The organism is Stenotrophomonas sp. CFBP 13718 (genome assembly GCF_014842145.1).
GTDB lineage: Bacteria > Pseudomonadota > Gammaproteobacteria > Xanthomonadales > Xanthomonadaceae > Stenotrophomonas.
Map to the genome: position 1 here is coordinate 105,004 of NZ_JACYVC010000011.1, position 18,497 is coordinate 123,500.

At 66.7% G+C, this 18,497-nt stretch carries 16 protein-coding genes; 7 read left to right on the plus strand and 9 right to left on the minus strand.

Annotation, left to right across the window (positions count from 1 at the left end):
* Positions 1-30: 30 nt before the first annotated feature.
* Positions 31-840 carry an XVIPCD domain-containing protein gene (locus IFT58_RS15820; RefSeq protein WP_192096023.1) on the plus strand — a complete coding sequence of 270 codons (810 nt, stop codon included), beginning with the start codon at positions 31-33 and terminating at the stop codon, positions 838-840.
* Between the two features lie 135 nt (positions 841-975).
* On the opposite strand, the gene IFT58_RS15825 is transcribed toward IFT58_RS15820, so the two are convergent.
* Positions 976-1,494, minus strand: a complete 519-nt coding sequence (locus IFT58_RS15825; protein ID WP_192096025.1) for a hypothetical protein — start codon at positions 1,492-1,494, stop codon at positions 976-978.
* 218 nt (positions 1,495-1,712) lie between these two features.
* Between IFT58_RS15825 and IFT58_RS15830 the strand changes: the two genes are divergently transcribed.
* Positions 1,713-2,840 carry a YncE family protein gene (locus IFT58_RS15830; RefSeq protein ID WP_192096084.1) on the plus strand — a complete coding sequence of 376 codons (1,128 nt, stop codon included), beginning with the start codon at positions 1,713-1,715 and terminating at the stop codon, positions 2,838-2,840.
* A 191-nt stretch (positions 2,841-3,031) separates the two neighbouring features.
* On the opposite strand, the gene IFT58_RS15835 is transcribed toward IFT58_RS15830, so the two are convergent.
* Positions 3,032-5,740, minus strand: coding sequence for a UvrD-helicase domain-containing protein (locus IFT58_RS15835; RefSeq protein WP_192096027.1), 2,709 nt, complete (start codon positions 5,738-5,740; stop codon positions 3,032-3,034).
* 323 nt (positions 5,741-6,063) lie between these two features.
* Here IFT58_RS15835 and IFT58_RS15840 point away from each other — a divergent pair, with 323 nt between their 5' ends.
* The 3 genes from IFT58_RS15840 to IFT58_RS15850 all read left to right on the plus strand — a co-directional run bounded on the left by IFT58_RS15840 (position 6,064) and on the right by IFT58_RS15850 (position 8,133).
* Positions 6,064-6,876, plus strand: a complete 813-nt coding sequence (locus tag IFT58_RS15840) for an alpha/beta hydrolase (protein ID WP_192096029.1) — start codon at positions 6,064-6,066, stop codon at positions 6,874-6,876.
* An 80-nt stretch (positions 6,877-6,956) separates the two neighbouring features.
* The gene (locus tag IFT58_RS15845; protein ID WP_188325913.1) at positions 6,957-7,121 is read left to right on the plus strand and encodes a hypothetical protein; all 165 of its coding nucleotides are present in this window, start codon (positions 6,957-6,959) and stop codon (positions 7,119-7,121) included.
* Positions 7,122-7,164: 43 nt separating this feature from the next.
* Positions 7,165-8,133, plus strand: coding sequence for a polysaccharide deacetylase family protein (locus IFT58_RS15850; RefSeq protein WP_192096032.1), 969 nt, complete (start codon positions 7,165-7,167; stop codon positions 8,131-8,133).
* A gap of 233 nt (positions 8,134-8,366) precedes the next feature.
* Here IFT58_RS15850 and IFT58_RS15855 read toward each other — a convergent pair whose 3' ends face one another.
* The 6 genes from IFT58_RS15855 to IFT58_RS15880 form a co-directional block, all read right to left on the minus strand.
* Complete coding sequence (locus IFT58_RS15855; RefSeq protein ID WP_192096034.1) at positions 8,367-9,308, minus strand: GAF domain-containing protein; 942 nt, start codon at positions 9,306-9,308, stop codon at positions 8,367-8,369.
* A gap of 163 nt (positions 9,309-9,471) precedes the next feature.
* Positions 9,472-10,317, minus strand: coding sequence for an MnmC family methyltransferase (locus tag IFT58_RS15860; protein ID WP_192096036.1), 846 nt, complete (start codon positions 10,315-10,317; stop codon positions 9,472-9,474).
* A 77-nt stretch (positions 10,318-10,394) separates the two neighbouring features.
* On the minus strand, positions 10,395-10,682 hold the full coding sequence (locus tag IFT58_RS15865; RefSeq protein WP_188327396.1) for a hypothetical protein: 288 nt from the start codon (positions 10,680-10,682) through the stop codon (positions 10,395-10,397).
* Between the two features lie 93 nt (positions 10,683-10,775).
* A complete protein-coding gene (locus IFT58_RS15870) occupies positions 10,776-11,150 on the minus strand; it encodes a MerC domain-containing protein (RefSeq protein ID WP_188325917.1) in 375 nt (124 codons plus the stop codon).
* Between the two features lie 27 nt (positions 11,151-11,177).
* A complete protein-coding gene (locus IFT58_RS15875; protein WP_192096038.1) occupies positions 11,178-12,821 on the minus strand; it encodes an ATP-binding cassette domain-containing protein in 1,644 nt (547 codons plus the stop codon).
* Between the two features lie 191 nt (positions 12,822-13,012).
* Entirely contained in the window at positions 13,013-14,602 is a 1,590-nt protein-coding gene (locus IFT58_RS15880; protein ID WP_192096040.1) for an EAL domain-containing protein, read from the minus strand.
* 239 nt (positions 14,603-14,841) lie between these two features.
* On the opposite strand from IFT58_RS15880, the gene IFT58_RS15885 reads away from it, so the two are divergent.
* Together IFT58_RS15885 and IFT58_RS15890 are read left to right on the plus strand one after the other, a co-directional pair.
* Positions 14,842-15,612: a lytic transglycosylase domain-containing protein gene (locus tag IFT58_RS15885; protein WP_192096042.1), complete on the plus strand. Its 771-nt coding sequence runs from the start codon at positions 14,842-14,844 to the stop codon at positions 15,610-15,612.
* A gap of 72 nt (positions 15,613-15,684) precedes the next feature.
* The gene (locus IFT58_RS15890; protein ID WP_192096044.1) at positions 15,685-17,757 is read left to right on the plus strand and encodes a gluconolaconase; all 2,073 of its coding nucleotides are present in this window, start codon (positions 15,685-15,687) and stop codon (positions 17,755-17,757) included.
* Positions 17,758-17,952: 195 nt separating this feature from the next.
* Here IFT58_RS15890 and IFT58_RS15895 read toward each other — a convergent pair whose 3' ends face one another.
* Positions 17,953-18,333: a YciI family protein gene (locus IFT58_RS15895; protein ID WP_192096046.1), complete on the minus strand. Its 381-nt coding sequence runs from the start codon at positions 18,331-18,333 to the stop codon at positions 17,953-17,955.
* Positions 18,334-18,497 lie beyond the last annotated feature (164 nt).

Below are 18,497 nucleotides of genomic sequence, written 5' to 3' on the forward strand. Positions count from 1 at the left end.
TATTTGGAGACAGTGCATGGAGACGACCGGATGAGTGCCGGTTGGCAGCCTCTGGAGCGCATCCCGGGAGGTGGCTATCTGGGCTCAACGGTCACAACCGACACCGAGACGTATGTTTCGCCCTACTACGCCCGAACGATGGAGATCACTCAGGATCAGTTCGAGAAGATCCGTGAGTACGCGGCAGCACCGGTGGAGCACGGTATGGGCGCCAAATACGATTCCTTCTTTAACAGTTGTACTGACTATGCTTGGGGCGCGTTGAACCACGCAGGCCTCCACACCAAGACATTAGGCGTTGAGTTCAATAACTTCGAAGGCATCATCCAGCCAACCAAGAACATACCTGCGATCCAGAGCATCGAAGCGCCCTTCCCGGACAGTCCGCTGAACAAGGAAGACCACAATCCGATGCCAAAACAAACGTTCGAGCAGTGGCTCTACACCAGCAATGATCGCGCACTGGGTGAGCAGGTGTCGAAGGGCGTTGCCACGCTGGACGCGAAACACGGCCGCACGCCCGATGAAGCCAGCGAGCGCATGTGCGGCAGCCTGTTCTGCCTGGCCAAGGAGAACGGCCTGTCCCGCGTGGACCACGTGCTGCTGAGCGGCCCGAATGCGGAAGGCCATACCGGTACCAATGTCTTCGTCGTGCAGGGTGAACCCTCAGACCCGGCCCACCTACGCGCCAGCATGCCGACCGCCACGGCCGCACAGACACCCGTGCACGAATCCATGGCGCAGGCCGAGCGGCTGACGCAGACACAGCAGCAGGTCGCCCAGCAGCAGGATCACGCGCAGGTACAGGAACAGCAGGCCGCCGCCGTGCGCATGGGCTGACCTGTCGGAGGAGGGTAGAGCTGACTTCAGTCGGCTCCGGTGGCAGAGGCAGCTGACTGAAGTCAGCTCTACCAGCAAAGGCAGCCGACTGAAGTCGGCTCTGCGAGTAGGGCATCTGGCGTGAGTCGAATGCCATCAGTCATCTGGGCTGCTCGGCTGGAAGTACATGCGGCCGTAGCTCATGGAGCCACTGGAAAACTGGAATCCCTGTCTGATGTCGATCGGCACCCTCTCGGTCGCGTCGAACTGCATCAGGTCAATCAAGTGCTGCAGGGCGAGGTCCATTGATGTGACCAGACGCATGCGTGCTTTCAGCGCCTCCAGCTCGTTGTCTTTGTTGCGTAGCATCCAGGCAAATCGACCCTCATTCGCGAGCGCTGTCCCAACGGCCGACAGGTATTTCTGCATCCGGTCGTAGTCTGTAATGGAGCGCTCATGCAGGGCATGTTCGATGCTCCATGGACCCTCTGCTGCCGATCCGTTATCCATCCTCGCGATGACTGTCTGCAGGTGAAATGCCAGCCCGACCAGCACGGCCTTCGCATCCTCCTTGCAGTCTGCCGCGTCTATGTCCCGAGCTGCCTCGGCGAGGCGTCCGGTGATCTTCTGCAGTGCATCGTTTTCCATCGAGGTCATCCCCGTATTAGCGATCATGCAGCCCCTCCGTTGTGCGAATACTACGAGTGATGGAGCCCTGTTACCATGGGCCTACCCAGCCAGCCTGACCACGCTACTGATGTGTGGGCGGTCGCTCCAGTGCCATTGCACTGCATACGCGGCCGTGCGAGCCAAGGATTTCTTCTCCTGACTCCCACGAGGACGCTTCCGTGAATTCCATTATCTCCCAGCCACCGCGTACGACCTCGCTCTGCATGAGCGCCGCCTTGGCCGTGGCCATTGCCGTGGGTATCGCCGCGCCGTCTGCGTACGCCGCCGGCCAGGCCGCGCCCGCGTCCGCCGCGTCGCAGTCCGCCGTGCAGCGCAGCGCCGTCGCCCAGGGTCTGTACGAGCTGGCTTACAGCGCCAAGCAGAACGCCGTGTATGTCGCGTCGTCCGGTGGGTTCGGCGATGACGCAGGCCCGGCCCAGGTGCTGAAGCTGGACCCAGCCACGCTGGCCGTGCAGGCCAGCATCCCGCTGGAGCGCAAGGGCTTCGGCGTGGTGCTGGACGATGCCAATGACCGGCTGTACGTCGGCAACACGGTGGATACCTCGGTGACCGTGGTCGACACCGCGCAGGGCAAGGCGATCGGCATCGTGCAGTTGATGGAAAAGAAGGTCGGCAAGGACGGCAAGGCCAGCTACACCCACGACCTGCGCGAGCTGGTGGTGGACGGTGCCAACAGCCGCCTGTACGTCACCGGTCACTCGGGCGAGGGCAGCGTGCTGTTCGTTGTGGATACGCAGTCCCTGAAGCTGCTCAACACCATTCCCGGCCTGGGCAACGCGAAGGCGCCCGGCCTGGCATTGGATGCCGCCAACAAGCGCGTGTACACCAGCAACCTGCTGGGCGAAGTGGTGGTGGCCGGTACCGATACCGGTAAGGTGGAGCAGCGCTACAAGGTCACCGCCGAGCAGCCGATGAACATCGCGCTGGACTCGGCGAGCCCGCGCCTGTTCATCACCGACCAGGGATCGGAGATGATCCGCAAGTATCAGGGCAGCAGCATTGAAGGCTTCGCATCGAAGCACCCGGGCAAGCGCGTGCTGGTGCTGGACCGTAATACGGGCAAGGAGCTGGCGAGCATCCCGGCCGACGCGGGCACGCTAGGCATCCTGCTGGACGCCTCGCGCAAGCGCCTCTACGTGACCAACCGCGAGGCGGGATCGGTGACGGGCTACGACAGCGACACCTACCAGCAGATCGGCACGTGGTCGGTGCCGACGCACCCGAACAGCCTGGCGCTGGATGCGAAGAACAACGTGCTGTACGTGACCATCAAGAACGGCGACGACGAAGCGAAGGGCGCGAAGGAGAGCGTGGCGCGCATCGCGCTGTAGCCCGGGGGACGTACGGCATCCGCTGAGCACGGGGGACCAACCCCTCGGTGTAGATCAACGGTGGAGGAGCCGGTGACGTCCGTAGACCGTCAGGCCCCGTAGGTGCGGACTTCGGTCCGCACGGTCCCAAGCGAAGGAGTCTCCGTGCAAACCCCCAGCCGACTGAAGTCGGCTCTACCCGGCCTTCGCTTTTAGGCGGTCAGCCGCGGCTTGTGCTCGCACCGCGGGTAGCCCGAGCACGAGTGGAAGTCCCCGTACTTGCCGGTCTTCTTCACGATCACGCCGGTGCCACACGCGGGGCATCGCTGTTCCTTGATCGGCAGGCCATCCACCGTGGTCACGCTGACGGCCCCATCGCGTTCCAGCTCATCCAGGAAGGGGGAGCGTCGGCCACTGACGGTGAACATCGCCACTGATCGACGTGCGCGGGTAAGCGCGACGTAGAACAGGCGCCGCTCTTCGCCCAGCGGGAAGGTATCGCCGCTCGGCATGGCCAAGGACAGCACCGGGTCGTCCGCACGCAGGTTGGGGAAGGCGCGGTCCAGCAGGGCAGGCAGGATCACGTAGTCCGCTTCCATGCCCTTGCTGCGGTGGGCGGTCAGAAAGCTGACCTCCATCGTGGTGCCGAAGCGTGCCTGCCAGTTGCTCGGCACGAAGGCCCGGTCGGCGTTGTAGCGGCCCAGCACGAACACCCGCAGTTTGCCGTCGCGGCCGGCGGGTAGCGCACCCGTGTGGCACTGCGTGTGCAGGTGCTGCAGGTACTGGGCGATGGCATCGTTCAACTGTTCGCGCGTGGCGACCTGGAACGCCTGCAGGACGGGCCCATACGACGGCGTGGTGGAGCGCACGCGCTTGCGGATCTGCGCCGGGTTGGCGCTGACGAAGTGGCTGGACGCATCGCACAGCGCCTGCGGGCAGCGGAACGTCTGTTCCAGCCGCAGCACCTGGCCATGGCCGAACCATGCACGGAACTGGGTCATCACCGATACGTCCGCACCGGCAAACCGGTTGATCGACTGCCAGTCGTCGCCGACGGCGAAGAAGTACGTACCCGGTTCTTGCACCAGGGCGCGGCACAGCCGGGCGCGGGCGCGTGAGGCGTCCTGGAATTCATCGGCCATCACCAGCGTGTACGGTGATGCGAATCGGCCTTGCTCCAGGTGCTCGGCCGCTTGGTTGAGCATGTCTTCGAAGTCGATGGCGCGTGCGTCATCCAGTGCGTCGTCCCACGCCTGCAGCACGGGCACGGCAATCTGCAGGAAGCGTCGGTGGCGTTCCTTGTACTGGTCATCGGGCATGTCGCGCAGGCGCGCGGCCATATCATCCAGGCTGAGTGCGTTGCTCTTGGCGTGGCTGATGAAGCTGCGCATCAGGCCGACCAGTTCGGTATCCGGCATGGGCTTCTGGCCCTCGTCCGGGATGTCGCGGTCCGGGTTGGGGTCCGGCACCACGCCGCCTGCGCTCAGTGCTTCAGCCAGGTCATCGAAGGCCCAGCCCATGCGCAGGTGGTGCGAGGTCGTTTCGATCATCCGGGCACCGTCGGGCTGCGGCGTGCCACGTCGCGGAGTAGGGGCTTCGTCGTCGGCCAGATGCTCGTGGTCCAGGTCGGCATCGGGGTAATGGAAGTCCGGTTGCTGCGCCTTGAAGACCTCGGTATCGGCGTCAAAGGATCGCGCGCGGCCAAGCACGTAGTCCACGCCGTTGTAGAACGACCAATCGGCCAGCACGCACTCTTCCACGCTGCGCGCGCGCTCGCCCCGCAGGGTGCGCACGTAACCGCTGCCATCCTTTTCCCAGCCATCGGCCGCCATCGCGCCACCCTGCAAGGGCAGGTCACGCCCGAACACCAGCCGGAACATGTCCCACTGGGTACGGAACGCATGCGAGCGGTCCTTCAACTGGTCTACCAGTTCGGCCAGCTTGTTGAAGCCCAGCGCGGCATCGACGGCCCAATCGGGCACGTCCGGCCGGCGTCCGGTGGCGCTGGCGATGATATGCAGGCCGAGTGCGTGGAAGGTGCGGGCCTCGACGCCGTGGTCTTCCAGGCCGATGCGCGCGAACGACCGGTCGGCACGCTGCTGCAACTCCTTTGCGGCTTCTTTGTTAAAGGCGAGCATGACGATCTGTCGCGGTTCGGCGTAGCCGCGGTGGATGGCATACGCGGCCTTGGCCACCATGGTGGAGGTTTTACCGGACCCGGCCGCGGCGACGACCTGCACGCGGTTGTCGAAGCAAATGACCGCGTGCGCCTGCTCGTCGGTGAGCGGTCGGCTCTCGACGTGGTCGAGCAGGGGCCGCGCGTCATTGCGCTCGATCGCCAGAATCTGTGCATTCACTGCTTCGCAGGCGCCGGTCCAGTCCTGTTCCCACAGGTCCAGCTCGATCAGCGCCGCTTCGTGTTCGTCTTCATCGGCATGTGCAGCCGGGTCGTTGAAGAGTGCGTGCAGCGTTGCGGTGTCCGTGTCCAGCGACGGGCGGCTGTCCTGCAAGGCCTGTCGGTCGTCGTGGCTGATCCAGCGACGCTGCGCACGGTGCTGTGCCAGCAGATCTTCGGCATCCCCGTTCCACTGCCGCATGGTGTGCAGGATGCGTTGCAAGGCAGGGCCACGCGCAGCGCGATCCTGTGTGTCGTCATGGGGGGTCAGTGCGTTCGACAGCGCCTTGGCGTCCGCGTTGGACAGGCCTTCCAGCAGCAGCGGAGGGCCCTCGCGACGCTGGACGTTGACGCTGGCCCACAGCATGCCGGGCTTCACCTGGACGCGTGCATCCATACCGAGTTGGAGCCGTTGCGTGGTGTCGCCGATCGTGATGACCAGTACGTCGCCTTGCAGCTGCAGCGACCACGGTTGCGTGCGGGGCAGGGACATCGCCAGGCGTGAGGGTTTCCAGTGCTGCGTCATGCGTGCTGCTGTCCTGCGGAATCTGTGTCATGCCGCGGGCGGCAAGCGCGATCGCGGGTGTTGTCATGATAGCGGGGGACGCGCCGGGCGTGGATATCGATCGCGTCAGTTCCGCAAGGTGGTGGAGTGGTAGCGCCGAGCCATGCTCGGCGAGCGCCCTGCGCGGTGCTTCATGCATTTCGCCGAGCGCGGCTCGGCGCTACCGAGATCTCTGCGCCCCTCTGCTCCGTGCAGGCGGTGTCACGGCCCGCGCGGAATCTTTCACGGCCCACATAGCCCATCCCGTTTAGCGTGGGCGCTCCAATCCCTTCCATGGAGTGTCCATGACTGCTTCCCGCGTTCGCCTTCACGTTGAAGATTCCGGTGGCACCGGTCGTCCGGTGGTGCTGATCCATGGCTGGCCGCTGTCGGCCGACTCCTGGAAGGCGCAGGTGCCGATCCTGCGCGATGCCGGTTACCGCGTCATTGCCTATGACCGCCGCGGCTTCGGCCGGTCGGAGAAGCCCTCGGATGGCTATGAGTACGACACGCTGTCGGCTGACTTGGCGGGCGTGATCGACGATCTGGACCTGAAGGACGTCTCTCTGGTCGGTTTCTCGATGGGTGGCGGCGAAGTAGCGCGCTATATCGCCAACCACGGCGAAGGCCGGCTGCACAGCGTGGTGTTCGCCGCGGCGGTGCCGCCGTACCTGCTGAAGACCAGCGACAATCCTGATGGTCCGCTCACGCAGGAAGCGGCCGATGGTATGGCGGCGGAACTCGGCAAGGACCGCGAGGCCTTTTTCGACAACTTCACCAAGGACTTCTTCAGCGCCAATGGCAAGCTGAAGGTCACCGAGGCGCAGCGTCAGGACGCCATCGCATTGGCCCACCAGTCCGACCAGACTGCGGCGCTGGGCTGCATGAAGGCCTTCGCCACCACGGACTTCCGCGACGACATCAAGAAGGTCACTGTGCCGACGCTGGTCATCCATGGCGACAGTGATGGCACCGTTCCGTTCGAGGGCTCCGGTAAGCGTACCCACGAGGCCATCGCAGGCAGCGAGCTGGTCGTGCTGAAGGATGCACCGCATGGCTGCAATGTCAGTCATGCCGATGATTTCAACCTGGCCCTGCTGAACTTCCTGAAGAAGTAAGTTGCCGGTAACGTGTTGCGAGTCGCCCGGTCGGATGGCCGGGCGATTCTGTTTCTTTCCTTCGCTGGAGCCGCCTGGCCATGCGCAAATCCACGACGCCGCCCTGGAAGAAGCCCAATCCCAAGGGCCAGAAGTCCACGCCGCTTACCGCCGCGCAGAAAGAGGCGGCGAAACAGCGGGCTGAAGAGAACGGTCGGCCGTATCCGAACCTGGTGGACAACATGTGGGCCACCAAACAGCGGTAAATTCAGGCCTGCTCTTCATGCCCGTGCCGGGCAGGACCGTGGGATGAACTATCGTTCGTGTGTGTGGTTATTGCTGGCTGTCTGCGGCATCGCGCAGGCCGCCGAGGTCGACCGCCGCATCGCCGTCACCATCGATGACCTGCCTTGGGCGCGACTGGATGAGATCCGTCCGCCGGACCTGCAGGTGCGGCACCAAGCGCTGATGGCGCAGCTGCGTCAGGCCAACGTGCCGGTCGTGGGCTTCGTCAACGAGAACAAGCTGGAAGTGGACGGGAGGGTGCAGCCGGCGCGCGTGCAGATGCTGCGGGACTGGTTGGATGCCGGCTATGCGCTGGGCAACCACACGTATTCGCACATGGATCTGAATGCCGAAGGCGTGCAGGCATTCCAGCGTGACTTCCTGCGTGGGGAGCAGGTGCTGCGGCCGCTGCTGGCCGAGCGGGGCCTGACGCCGACGTGGATGCGCCACCCGTATCTGCGCGTGGGCCGCACGGCGGAGGACCGCCGGCAGATGGACGTGTTCTTCAGCGAGCACGGCTACCGCGTCGCGCCGGTCACCGTGGATAACGGTGAGTGGGTATGGGCGTTCGCGTACGCGAACGTGATAAACGAGCAGCCTGATTCGCCGGCGCGCGAGGTGACCCTGCGTCAGCTGCGCCGCGGCTATGTGCCGTACATGCTCAACAAGCTGGATTACTACGAGGCGCAGTCGCAGTCGCTGCTGGGATATGCGCTGCCGCAGGTGTGGCTGATGCATGCGAACGAGCTCAACGCGGCGACGTTTGCCGAGCTGGTTGCGGCGACGAAGCGGCGTGGGTATCGCTTCGTCAGCCTGGAAGAGGCAGTGCGCGACCCGGCATATGCGCACGGGGCGGAGGGGTATGACGGACGGTACGGACCGAGCTGGCTGCATCGCTGGGCGATGGCGGAGAAGAAGCCGAAGGAGTTCTATGCCGGGGAGCCGGACGTGCCGGCGTGGGTGAAGGTGTTGGCGAAGGTGGATTACGAGTGACGGGTTGAGGGGATGATGTGGGGGGGGTAGAGCCGACTTCAGTCGGCTGCTGGAAAATGCCTCAGCCGACTGAAGTCGGCTCTACCGGTGGGTTTATGGGGAAAGCCTCAGCCGACTGAAGTCGGCTCTACCGGTGGGGTTATGGGGAAATGCCTCAGCCGACTGAAGTCGGCTCTACCGGTGGGTTTATGGGGAAGGCTTCAGCCGACTGAAGTCGGCTCTACCCATCGGCTCTACCGCTCGGTGGGGTGCGCGTCTTTTGCGGCGCTGAGGGCCTGGTCGGCGCGCAGGAACACGGCGGAGGTGGGTTCGCCGGTGCGGGTGCCGGCGCTGCCCATCAGCAGCGGGGTGCCGAGGGTGTGGCGGATCTCTTCGGCTACTTCGTGCAGGGCGGTGAGCGTGTCGGCGGCTTGTTCGGTGCCGAGCACCGCGATGAACTCGCCGCTGCCGGTGACCCGGTTGATGCTGTCGCCCCGGGCGGGCTGCAGGCACTGCTCCAGCCGCAGGTCCAGCGCCTGCAGCTGCTTGGCCAGCCCGCGTTCGCCCAGTCGCGCGGACAGCGCGTCGAGGTCCTGCAGTTCCAGGATCACCACGCTGTACTCGCCCGCACTCCCCGGTGCGTTGGACGCTTCCAGCTCCAGGCCTTGGTTGAGGATTTCCGCCACCGCCTGCTCGCGTTCGCGGCTGCGTGCTTCCATCAGGGCCATGGTCAGGCGGGCGAGGGCCTTCAGGGCATCGCGCTGGGTGTCGTTGAGTTCGCGTGGATTGAGGTCTACCACGCACACGCTACCGACGGCGGCGCCGTCACCGGTCACCAGCGGCATGCCGGCGTAGAAGCGCGCGCCCATTTCTTTCAACACCGGGTTCTCCGCGAAGCGGCTGTCCAGTTGCAGGTCGCCGATCTCCATCAGGTCTTCAGGCTGGCGGATGGCGTGGTCGCACACGGCGACGTTGCGATCGGTCTGGCTGCCCTCCACGCCGGTACGGGCCTTGAACCACTGCCGGTCGCGATCGATCAGCGTCACCAGCGCCATCGGCGTACCGCACACCGCAGCGGCGACCCGCACGATGTCTTCGTACGCCGGCTCTGGCAGGCTGCCGACGATGTGCAGTGCATCCAGTGCACGTTGCCGCTCGGCTTCATCGCCAGGAAGATGGGAATGGGGATCGGCCATGTCGTCCTCAGATTCGGTGATTGCCTGTCCAGATTACGGCAGCTTGCGTCGGCCAGGTTGACTGCTGCGTGAGCAGTGCCTGTCGCGCGTCGCCGTGGAAACGGAGCACACCCGGATCGCCTGTCGGCAGGCGCGGGCCGTGGGTCGGCGCCTGCTTCGTGGCTCAGTGCTTCTTCACCGCCAGCACGCCATCCAGGGCCAGTTCGACCTTGAAACCGGCTTTCTCCAACCGCTTGGACACTTCGCGTGGCACGTCGCGGCCACTGGTGAGCTTGTTCGGCGCACCGGTGTAATGGAACAGGCGCCCGCCGCTGCGGATCACGCGCGCCAGATGATCGTAGAACACCTGCGAATACAGTTCGCCGGCGATGCCGAACCGCGGCGGGTCGTGCAGGATCGCATCCACGGTGCCGCTGGGAATGGACTCGATTTCTTTCGACACGTCGCCCTGGGCAAGGTGCAACCGGCCGCCGGCACCGGCGGAATCCGGGTCCGGTGACCAGGAGTTGAGCGTGCGCAGCCACAGCACGTCCGGGTTCTTTTCGAATGAACGGATCTGGCTGACGCCTGCTTCCAGGCAGCAGGCCGCGAAGTACCCCAGGCCGCCGCAGGTATCGAGCACGACCTTGCCGGCCGGTGCCACCAGTTCCACCTTGCGGCGTGCATCGTCGAAGGGCGATACCTTGGCCGTGGGCAGCATCTTGATGCCGTCTATCTCGAAGGTGGGTGCGCCCCAGTCGGTGGGGACCAGCTTGATCAGGCCCGTGCTGAAACGCGAGATGGGCATGAACGCATCGTCGTCCCAGTAGTACAGCGTGCGGTCTTTGAGCTTGCCGGGCCACGCATAGACGTGCCCGCGGAAGGTGAAGCCATCCGCCGCCAGCGCAACGTCTTCTTCGCTGCGCCCGAGATCCAACGAGCCGTGCCACGTGGCGGCACCGCCATCGGCAGCGCGTTGCAGCAGGGCGGCGGAATCACGGGTAAGCAGGGGGCCGGTGTAATGGGGCACGGGATCGGTCAGGCGACAGGCAGGCCGCCTAGTGTAGGCCGGGAGTCAGCGCTGCGCTGTGCGATATCGCGCGTGGTTCAGAACATCAGCATGGAGGCGAGGAACAGCACCAGCGGCGCCGATGACAACGCGGCACCGGCCAAGCCGAGCCACGGCCAGCGCTCTTCGCGCACGCGCGAGGCCAGCATCAGGCCGAAGCCGCACATGGCAGCAGCCAGCACGCCCACCGCCATCGGGCTGTTGCCGGTTGCGCCGACCAGGCGTGCCGCATGCTCCACCAGCACGCCGACCAGCAGCCCCAGGCAACTGCACAGGCCCATCCACGGCGCCACGCTACGCCGTAGGGCGCTTCCCCTTGCTGCCATCGCACGCTCTCCTTTGCTTGTCTGGCCGGGCTGGCCGGTCCCTACAGTAACCGGTGTCGGGTATTTGACGCGCGTGCCGATGATCCGGCGGGGTCAGCACTGGCGGTGGCGCCGCCGGGCATTCCACACGTGGGTGGCGGCCAGCATCAGGCTGCCGGTGACGGTGACGGCGGTTTCACTGTCATGGCTGGGGAATTCGAGGGCACCGGCCAGCAGCAGGGCCAGCCCCAGCCCGGCCCCCAGCCACGCCATGGCCGGCAGGGCGTGCTGGCGGTGCGCGCGCCACAACGCAAACGCGGTGAGCGGCAACGCCATGCTGATGAACACCCAGTGCACCCACTCGGCTTCGGCCCAGGCGCCGAACAAGGGCAGGGCCGCGGCCAGCAGGGGCAGGGCGAGGCAGTGCAACAGGCACAGGCTGGACAGGGCGACGGCACCGGCGTCGAGCAGGGCAGCGTTGGTTTTCATGGGGAAGGGTTTGGAGGCGACGTGGTGTTACATAGTAACATTTGCTTCATGGTCCGCAGCGCCATCCGGCCACGGGTTCAGGGTCCATCCACGCGGGGTCACCTGCAGCACATGGGTGGGCCGCATGGCAGCCAGCAGGCGGGCATCGTGGCTGGCCATCACCAAGGTGCCGGTGTACTGCTGCAGCAGGTCTTCCAGTACCTGCAGCGCCTGCAGGTCCAGCGCATTGCCGGGCTCGTCCAGCAGCAACAGGCCGGGAGCCGGATCGGCATACAGCGCGCACGCCATCGCGGCCTTCAGGCGTTCGCCTGCGCTGAGGGTGTCTGTCGTGCGTTCGATCCGCTGGGCATCGAGGCCCAGCAAGGCAAGGCGTGTGCGCAGATCGTGCAGGGCCGCGCCCGGATTGGCCCGCTGCAGGGCATCCAGCGCGCTGCCTGATGACGGCAGCGCACGCAGGTGCTGGTCCAGCAGGGCGGACGGTACCGCGACCTCCACGGCACCGCTGCGTGGCGACAGCTGGCCGGCCAGCACGCGCAGCAGGGTCGACTTGCCACTGCCGTTGTCACCGACCAGGGCGACGCGCTGGCCGCGCTGCAGGACAAGATCCAACGGTTCAGCGCAGCCGTTTGGGAGCACCAGCGCGTCCAACCGGGCGACGCGTTGGGTGCCATGGCCCGCATCCGGCGCGAAGGCCATCAGCTCGGCCGCGCGTCCCACGCTGGCCGCTGCCGTGCGCACGCGCTCCGCACTGCCGGCCAGACGCTGCTGCTGCAGTTGCGCGTTGCGCCCGGCGCTGGCCTGCGCCCGTTGTTTCTGCAGGCCCAGCAGGATGGGAGCCTGGTTGGCATCGCGCGCGCTGCGCTCGCCCCGCGAATGCCGCTGCTGCGCGCGTTCGTGTTGCTCGCGTGCCTGTCGTTGCTGTTGGCGATGCGCGTTGCGGGCGTGGTCCAGCTGGGCCTGCGCCGCCGCCGCTTGGGTGGCCTTGGCCTGCACGAAGTCCGCATAGCCGCCACCGAACCGATGCAGGCCACCGCCATCCAGTTCGACGATGCTTTCCATGTGGTCCAGCAGTGCGCGGTCGTGACTGATGACGATCAGGCCACCCCGCCAGCGCGCCAGCTGGGTCTCCAGTTCGCTGCGCCGGCGCGCATCCAGATGATTGCTGGGCTCGTCCAGGATCAACCAGTCGGCACCGCTGGCCCAGGCGCCGGACAGCGCGACCTGCATTGCTTGGCCGCCGCTGAGGCGGGCTGCCGGTTGCTCCGGATCCAGGTCATCCGGCAGGCCCTGTTGGCGCCACTGCTGCTGCAGCCGCTCCCGCAGGTCCCAGCGATCATCGACGGTGCTGAAATCCGCCGGGTTGACGCTGCCGGCGCTGATGCGTGCCAGGGCGGCCAGCACCTCTGCTACGCCCGCCAGTTCGCCCACGCTGCCCTGCACCGTGCCACTCAGCGCCGGCAGCAGGGTCACCCTTCCCTCACTGTGGCAGCGCCCGCTGCTGGGTTGAAGCTGCCCGGCGAGGATGCGTGCGAGCACGGATTTGCCCACGCCATTGGCGCCCACCAGACCGGTCCGGACAGGGTCGAACGTAAAGGACAGTTCGGAAAACACTGTGCGCCCATCCGAGAGGCGACAGGTCACGCGATCAAGCGTGAGCGGATACGTGGTCATGCAGACCTCCAGCAGATGCCATCGACTCCCCCTGCGCGCAGGGGCGGGAAGATTCAGGCCGTCAGAAAGACGGGGGCATCAGTGGCGCATCGGCGTGGGTCTCCAGAGTGAGGCTGGAATTATAAAGGCTGGGGCTGAATGGAACCGGCAACGGCGTGGCGCGTGCGGGATGGCTGACCCCGATCGCGGTATTACCGCTGCGCGTTCTGCATGTTTTCGCGGGCTGCGCCGTACAACGCGCGGCGGTGTTCGTGGAAGGCGATGAAATCGTCGCGCTTGAGCGCCTTGGAGAACAGCCAACCCTGCCCGAACTCCACCTTGCGGCTGTGCAGGTAGGCCAGTTGCGCTTCGGTTTCCACACCCTCGGCCACCACGAACAGGCCGAGCGTCTTGGCCATGTCGATGATGTGGCCGGTGACCGGACTGGTCGCGCTCTCGGTGCCGATCGCATCGATGAACGACTTGTCGATCTTCAACGCATCCAGCGGCAACTGCTGCAGGTACTGCAGGTTGGAATAGCCCACCCCGAAATCATCAATGGCCACCGCATGGCCGGCATGGCGGGCGGCGGTGATCACTGCACGTGCGCGCTCGATGTCCATGAAGCCGCGCTCGGTGGCTTCCAGCCAGATCTGCTGGTTGGCGATGCCGGTGCCGGCCAGCTTGCTGGCGATCACCTTCAACGCGCGCCCGCTGATCATGTCCTCCGGTGCGAGGTTGATGGCGATGTGCGCGCTGCGATCACCCACCAGCAAGTGCTGCATGTCCGCGATCACGCGTTCGATCACCATGTCGGTGATCGCTTCGACCAGTCCGCTTTCTTCGGCCAGCGGAATGAACAGATCCGGGCGCACCTCGGTGCCGTCGGCACGGCGCCAGCGGATCAGGGCTTCGGCGCCCACGCAGATGCCGGTCTCCAGTTCGATGATCGGTTGATACACCACATAGAGTTCGTTGCGGCGCAGCCCCTGCACCAGCCCGCCATGCAGCGAAAGACGGCGGCGAGACAGCCACAATGCGCCCCCGGCACACCCCGCCGCGAGCAGGATCCCCAGCGGGAAGAAACGCCAGAACTGGCCGACGAAAATGTCACGCAGGCGGCCGCGTGGGGCCACGACGATCGCCAGCCATTCTTCGCTGCGCGCGGTGGCGAACAGATCACGGTCGTCCATGCCGCTGCGGGGATCGCGCAGCAGCGACTCCAGCAGGTCGTGGCGCGCCAGTGACTGCTGCGCGATCAAGCGGCCATCCGGGGTGGCGATGGCCAGGCGCAGGTCCTGCGCGGCGACGAGGTCGACGAAGTGACCCGGATCCATCAGGGCGTCGTACTGGCCCAGCCGCAGTGACAGCATCCGGCGTCCGTAGGCGGCACGCGGCTGCACGTCCAGCTGCAGCGCGGCGCCATCGGCGGTGGTGTGGTCCGGCGTGCCCCAAGCGATGCTGCCGTCAGATGGCCCCCAGGAGGTGCAGCGCATGCGCCCGTCGACGAAGTAGCCGATCTGGTCCACCGATGACGTGGTCACCACCTTGGATTGCATGCGATGAATGTGTGCAGGGCTGCACGGGACCAGGTCATCGGCCTGCATCGACTGCAATGCCGACAACGCCTGCGCATAGGAGCGCTCGGCGCGCTGCAGCGTGCGCTGTGCGGTCTCCTGCAGGTCATCCTGCGCCAGCGTCACCGCCTGCTGCCAGCTCAACCAGGTCATCAGGGCCACGGGCACGACGGCGGCCAGGGCGGCCACTGCGGTCATGATGAGCAGGGTGCGGGTGCGGGTCATGGGAGGCCGGTGACGGAGGTCGAAGAACTCGGCCGGGCCCGCGCGCAGGCCGCCTTGTCGGCAAGCGTAACGGAATGAACGGGCCACCGGTGATCTGCGCAGACCGAGGTCCGTTTCCCTGCAGGCGGCGCATCCGCCCCCGCAGCAGCAAGGGGTTGAAGGCGACATGCGCCGCTTTCACTGCCGGTTCGCGGTGGCAGGCTGACCATCGCGGCCCGCCCCCCGCCTTGTGACCCGCGATGCCCTTGCCTTTCCTGCTGTGCATCGTGCTGCTCTGCCTGGCCAGTGGGTCGGTGCAGGCCCGCACCGTGTACCGCTGCGTGCAGGGCAACACGGTCAGCATGGCCACCGCGCCAGAACCGGGATCGCGCTGCACGCCCAAAGAGATCGATGACAGCGCCGTCCAGGCACCGAACCTGTGGGGCAACATGGGGGTGTTCAGTGGCACGTTGTACGAGCGCGAGCAGGACGGGCGCCTGGTGTATTCCACCCGCAACCTGCCCGGATCGACGGTGTATCTGAAATTCACCGTGGCCACGCCGCCGGGCGAGCCGGCGCACGAGGGACTGGGGCGCGTGGGTGCCGCGCAGTTGGCCCCGCATGCGCGCCAGTTCAAGGCCGCCGCGAAGGCGACCGGCGTGGACGATGCGTGGTTGCGCGCCATCGCCCATGCGGAGAGCAATTTCGATGCGGCTGCGGTGTCGCCGAAGGGCGCCCAAGGGGTGATGCAGCTGATGCCCGAGACGGCGCGCGACTACGGCGTGGTGGATCCGCTGTCGGCGGCGCAGTCCATCGACGGCGGTGCCCGCCACATGCGCGCGCTGCTGCGCCGCTACAACGGTGATCGGGTGCTGGCCGCGGCGGCCTACAACGCGGGCATCGGGGCGGTGACGCGCTACAAGGGTGTGCCGCCGTACGCCGAGACATTGGCCTACGTGGACAAGGTGATGGCGTTGTACGCGCGCTATCGCGAGGCGATGGGCATCCGGACCGAGGTGCCCGCGCGCTGACGCTGCGCGGTCGTCTTGGCGTGTGCGTGGGCAGCCGGTATCGTCGCCCGTTGCACATGACGAAGGACGCCGATGGCACGGATGCGATGGATGTTGGGCATGGCCGCGTTGACGGCCGTCGCCGTGGCTGCGACCTTCCTGCCGCGGGAGTCTGCGGTGCCCGTGCCGGTCGGGCCGGCCGCCACCCCGCTGGGCTGGACGGCGCAGATAGAAACGCTGGCCGGTGAGGGGGTGCCGGGTGACCGCGATGGCGCGGCGGCGCAGGCGCGGTTCTCCGACCCGTACGCGCTGCTGGCCTTGGATGACGGCAGCGTGCTGGTGGCCGATGCCGGTGACAGCAATCGCATCCGGCGGCTGCGTGCGGACGGCATCGTCGAAACCGTGGCCGGCAGCAGCGAGGGCTTCGTCGACGGGCCCGCACACCAGGCACGCTTCCATACCCCGTCAGCATTGGCACGGGATGCGGCCGGCGTGGTCTATGTCGCCGACACCGGCAACCATGCGATCCGCAGGATCGGTCTGGACGGCCAGGTCAGCACGTTGGCTGGCGGTGTCCGGGGCTTTGCCGATGGCCCGGCCGCACAGGCGCGCTTCGATGCGCCGATGGGCGTGGCCGTGGACGCCGCCGGCAATGTCTATGTCGCCGATACCTGGAACGACCGCATCCGGGTCATCGGTGTCGACGGCAACGTGCGCACGCTGGCCGGTGATGCCGGCCCCGCGCACGTGGACGGTTTTGCGGGGGCGTCCCGCTTCGACACGCCGGTGGCGCTTGAATGGGACGGGCACGGTGCGTTGCTGGTGGCTGATTTCTATAACAACGCGATCCGTCGGGTCCGCATGGACGGGCAGGTCGACACCGTGGTGGGCGCCGGCAGCGTGATGAACGGGCCGCTCGGCCTGGCACGCACGCACGACGATGTGCTGTATGTCGGCGACCGTGCCGGCCGCATCGTCCAGGTATCGCCTGCGGGCCACCAGATCGCGTTGGTGGGGACCGGGGCGGTAACGCGGCTGGCCCGGCCCAGTGGCGTGGCGGTCGCCGCCGATGGCAGCCTGCGCGTGGCCGATGCGGCTGCCGGGCGGCTGCACCGCATCGTGCCGCTGGCCCCCGGTGAAGCGCTTGCGCCGGCGTTGGTCGGCCCGGCGGTGGACGCGCCGCTGCCGCGCAGCGAAGGGCGCTGGCCGCTGGCGCCGCAGGACGGCTGGCATGAAGTGGTGGGCACGCTGGGCGAGGTGCGCGGCAATTTCCGCGGCGAAAGCCGGCACCACCTGCATGATGGATTCGACGTGCGCGGTGACGTGGGCCAGACCGTGCTGGCGATCGCCGATGGCAAGATCGATACGCCGCTGGCGAGCTGGTCGGTGGGCGGGCAGGCGGAGGGACTGGCCGTGGGCACGCTGCGTTACCTGCACATGCGGGTGGGGCGCGATCCGCGCGGCCAGCCGTTCGACGAGCGCTGGCAGCAGCTGTTCGACAGCGAGGGCACGCTGGAGCGGATACGGCTGCGGCGTGGCACGCGCATCCACGCCGGGGACCGGCTGGGCAGCATCAACAGCCAGGCCCACGTGCACCTGAGCGTCGGCAGCAGCGGCTTCGAGCGCAACGCGGCCCTGTTGGGTTTTACCGGCTTCGTCGATCGCGTGCCGCCGCGCATCACCGATGTGGCGCTGCTGGATGATGCGGACCAGCCGCTGCAGCGCGACGCGCAGGGACGCGTGCCGGTACCGCGCGGTGGGCGTGGTGTGCAGATCGTGGTGGAGGCCTGGGACCAGGTGGATGGCAACCTGCCGCGCCGTCGTCTGGGGCTGTATGCGGTGGGGTACCAGGTGCTGGATGCCGCGGGCGTAGCGCTGGCCGGGTATGAGCAACCGCGCTGGAACATCGTGTTCAATCGCATGCCGCCGCAGCAGGCGGCGGTTCGCGTGGCGTATGCACCGGACAGCGGCGTCACCGTACACGGCAGCGCCGTCACCCGCTTCCGCTACCTGGCCAGCAACACCGTGCGCGACGGGCTGATGCAGCAGGGGCGCTGGCGACCCGACGGCCTGCCGCCGGGCGAGTACGTGATCCGCGCGCATGCCCGCGACCACAGCGGCAACGCAGCAGTGGGCCCAAGCGACCTGCGCGTGGTGGTGTTGTAGAACCGGCGCGCGGCGGGGGTGGTAGAGCCGACTTCAGTCGGCTGCGCTGCTGGCAGAGTGAGGTAGAGCCGACTTCAGTCGGCTGCACCTCAAATGCAGCCGACTGAAGTCGGCTCTACCTCGGTGCGCGAAATGCAGCCGACTGAAGTCGGCTCTACCTCGTTGCGCCCGAAATGCAGCCGACTGAAGTCGGCTCTACCCTGCGCCGACGCGCTCGCGCTCGACGTCCAGATCCTGCAGCGGGCGTACTTCGATGCTGCCGAACCGTGCCCACGGGAACCCCTGCGCGATGCGCATCGCGGCATCCGCGTCGGGGGCCTGGATCAGGTTGAAGCCCGCCAGCAATTCGTGGGTTTCGGCGAACGGTCCATCGACGATGCGCTGCTGCGTGCCGCGGATGCGCAGTGTTCTGGCTTCTTCCACCGGTTGCAGTTTCTGCGAGGCCAACAAGGTGCCCTGTGCCTGCAGCGCGTCCGCGTGCTGCAGGCAGTCGCGCATCAATGCGTCGAACTCGGTGCTGGGCAGTGCCTGCAGCAGGGCAGGCTCGATGTAGATCAGAAGCGCGTACTGCGGCATGGGCGAAGTCCAGGGCGGCCAGGCGCCCATGATGGACCCGATCCGGGCCTTCCCATGTTGCGACGCCGCAGGGTGCCGGGGCGTTGAGTCAAGGAATCTGCGCCGGGCGTGTCGATTCCACGCGCTCTGGTTCGTCGTCATGATGAAGGCCCGGCAGAACCGGT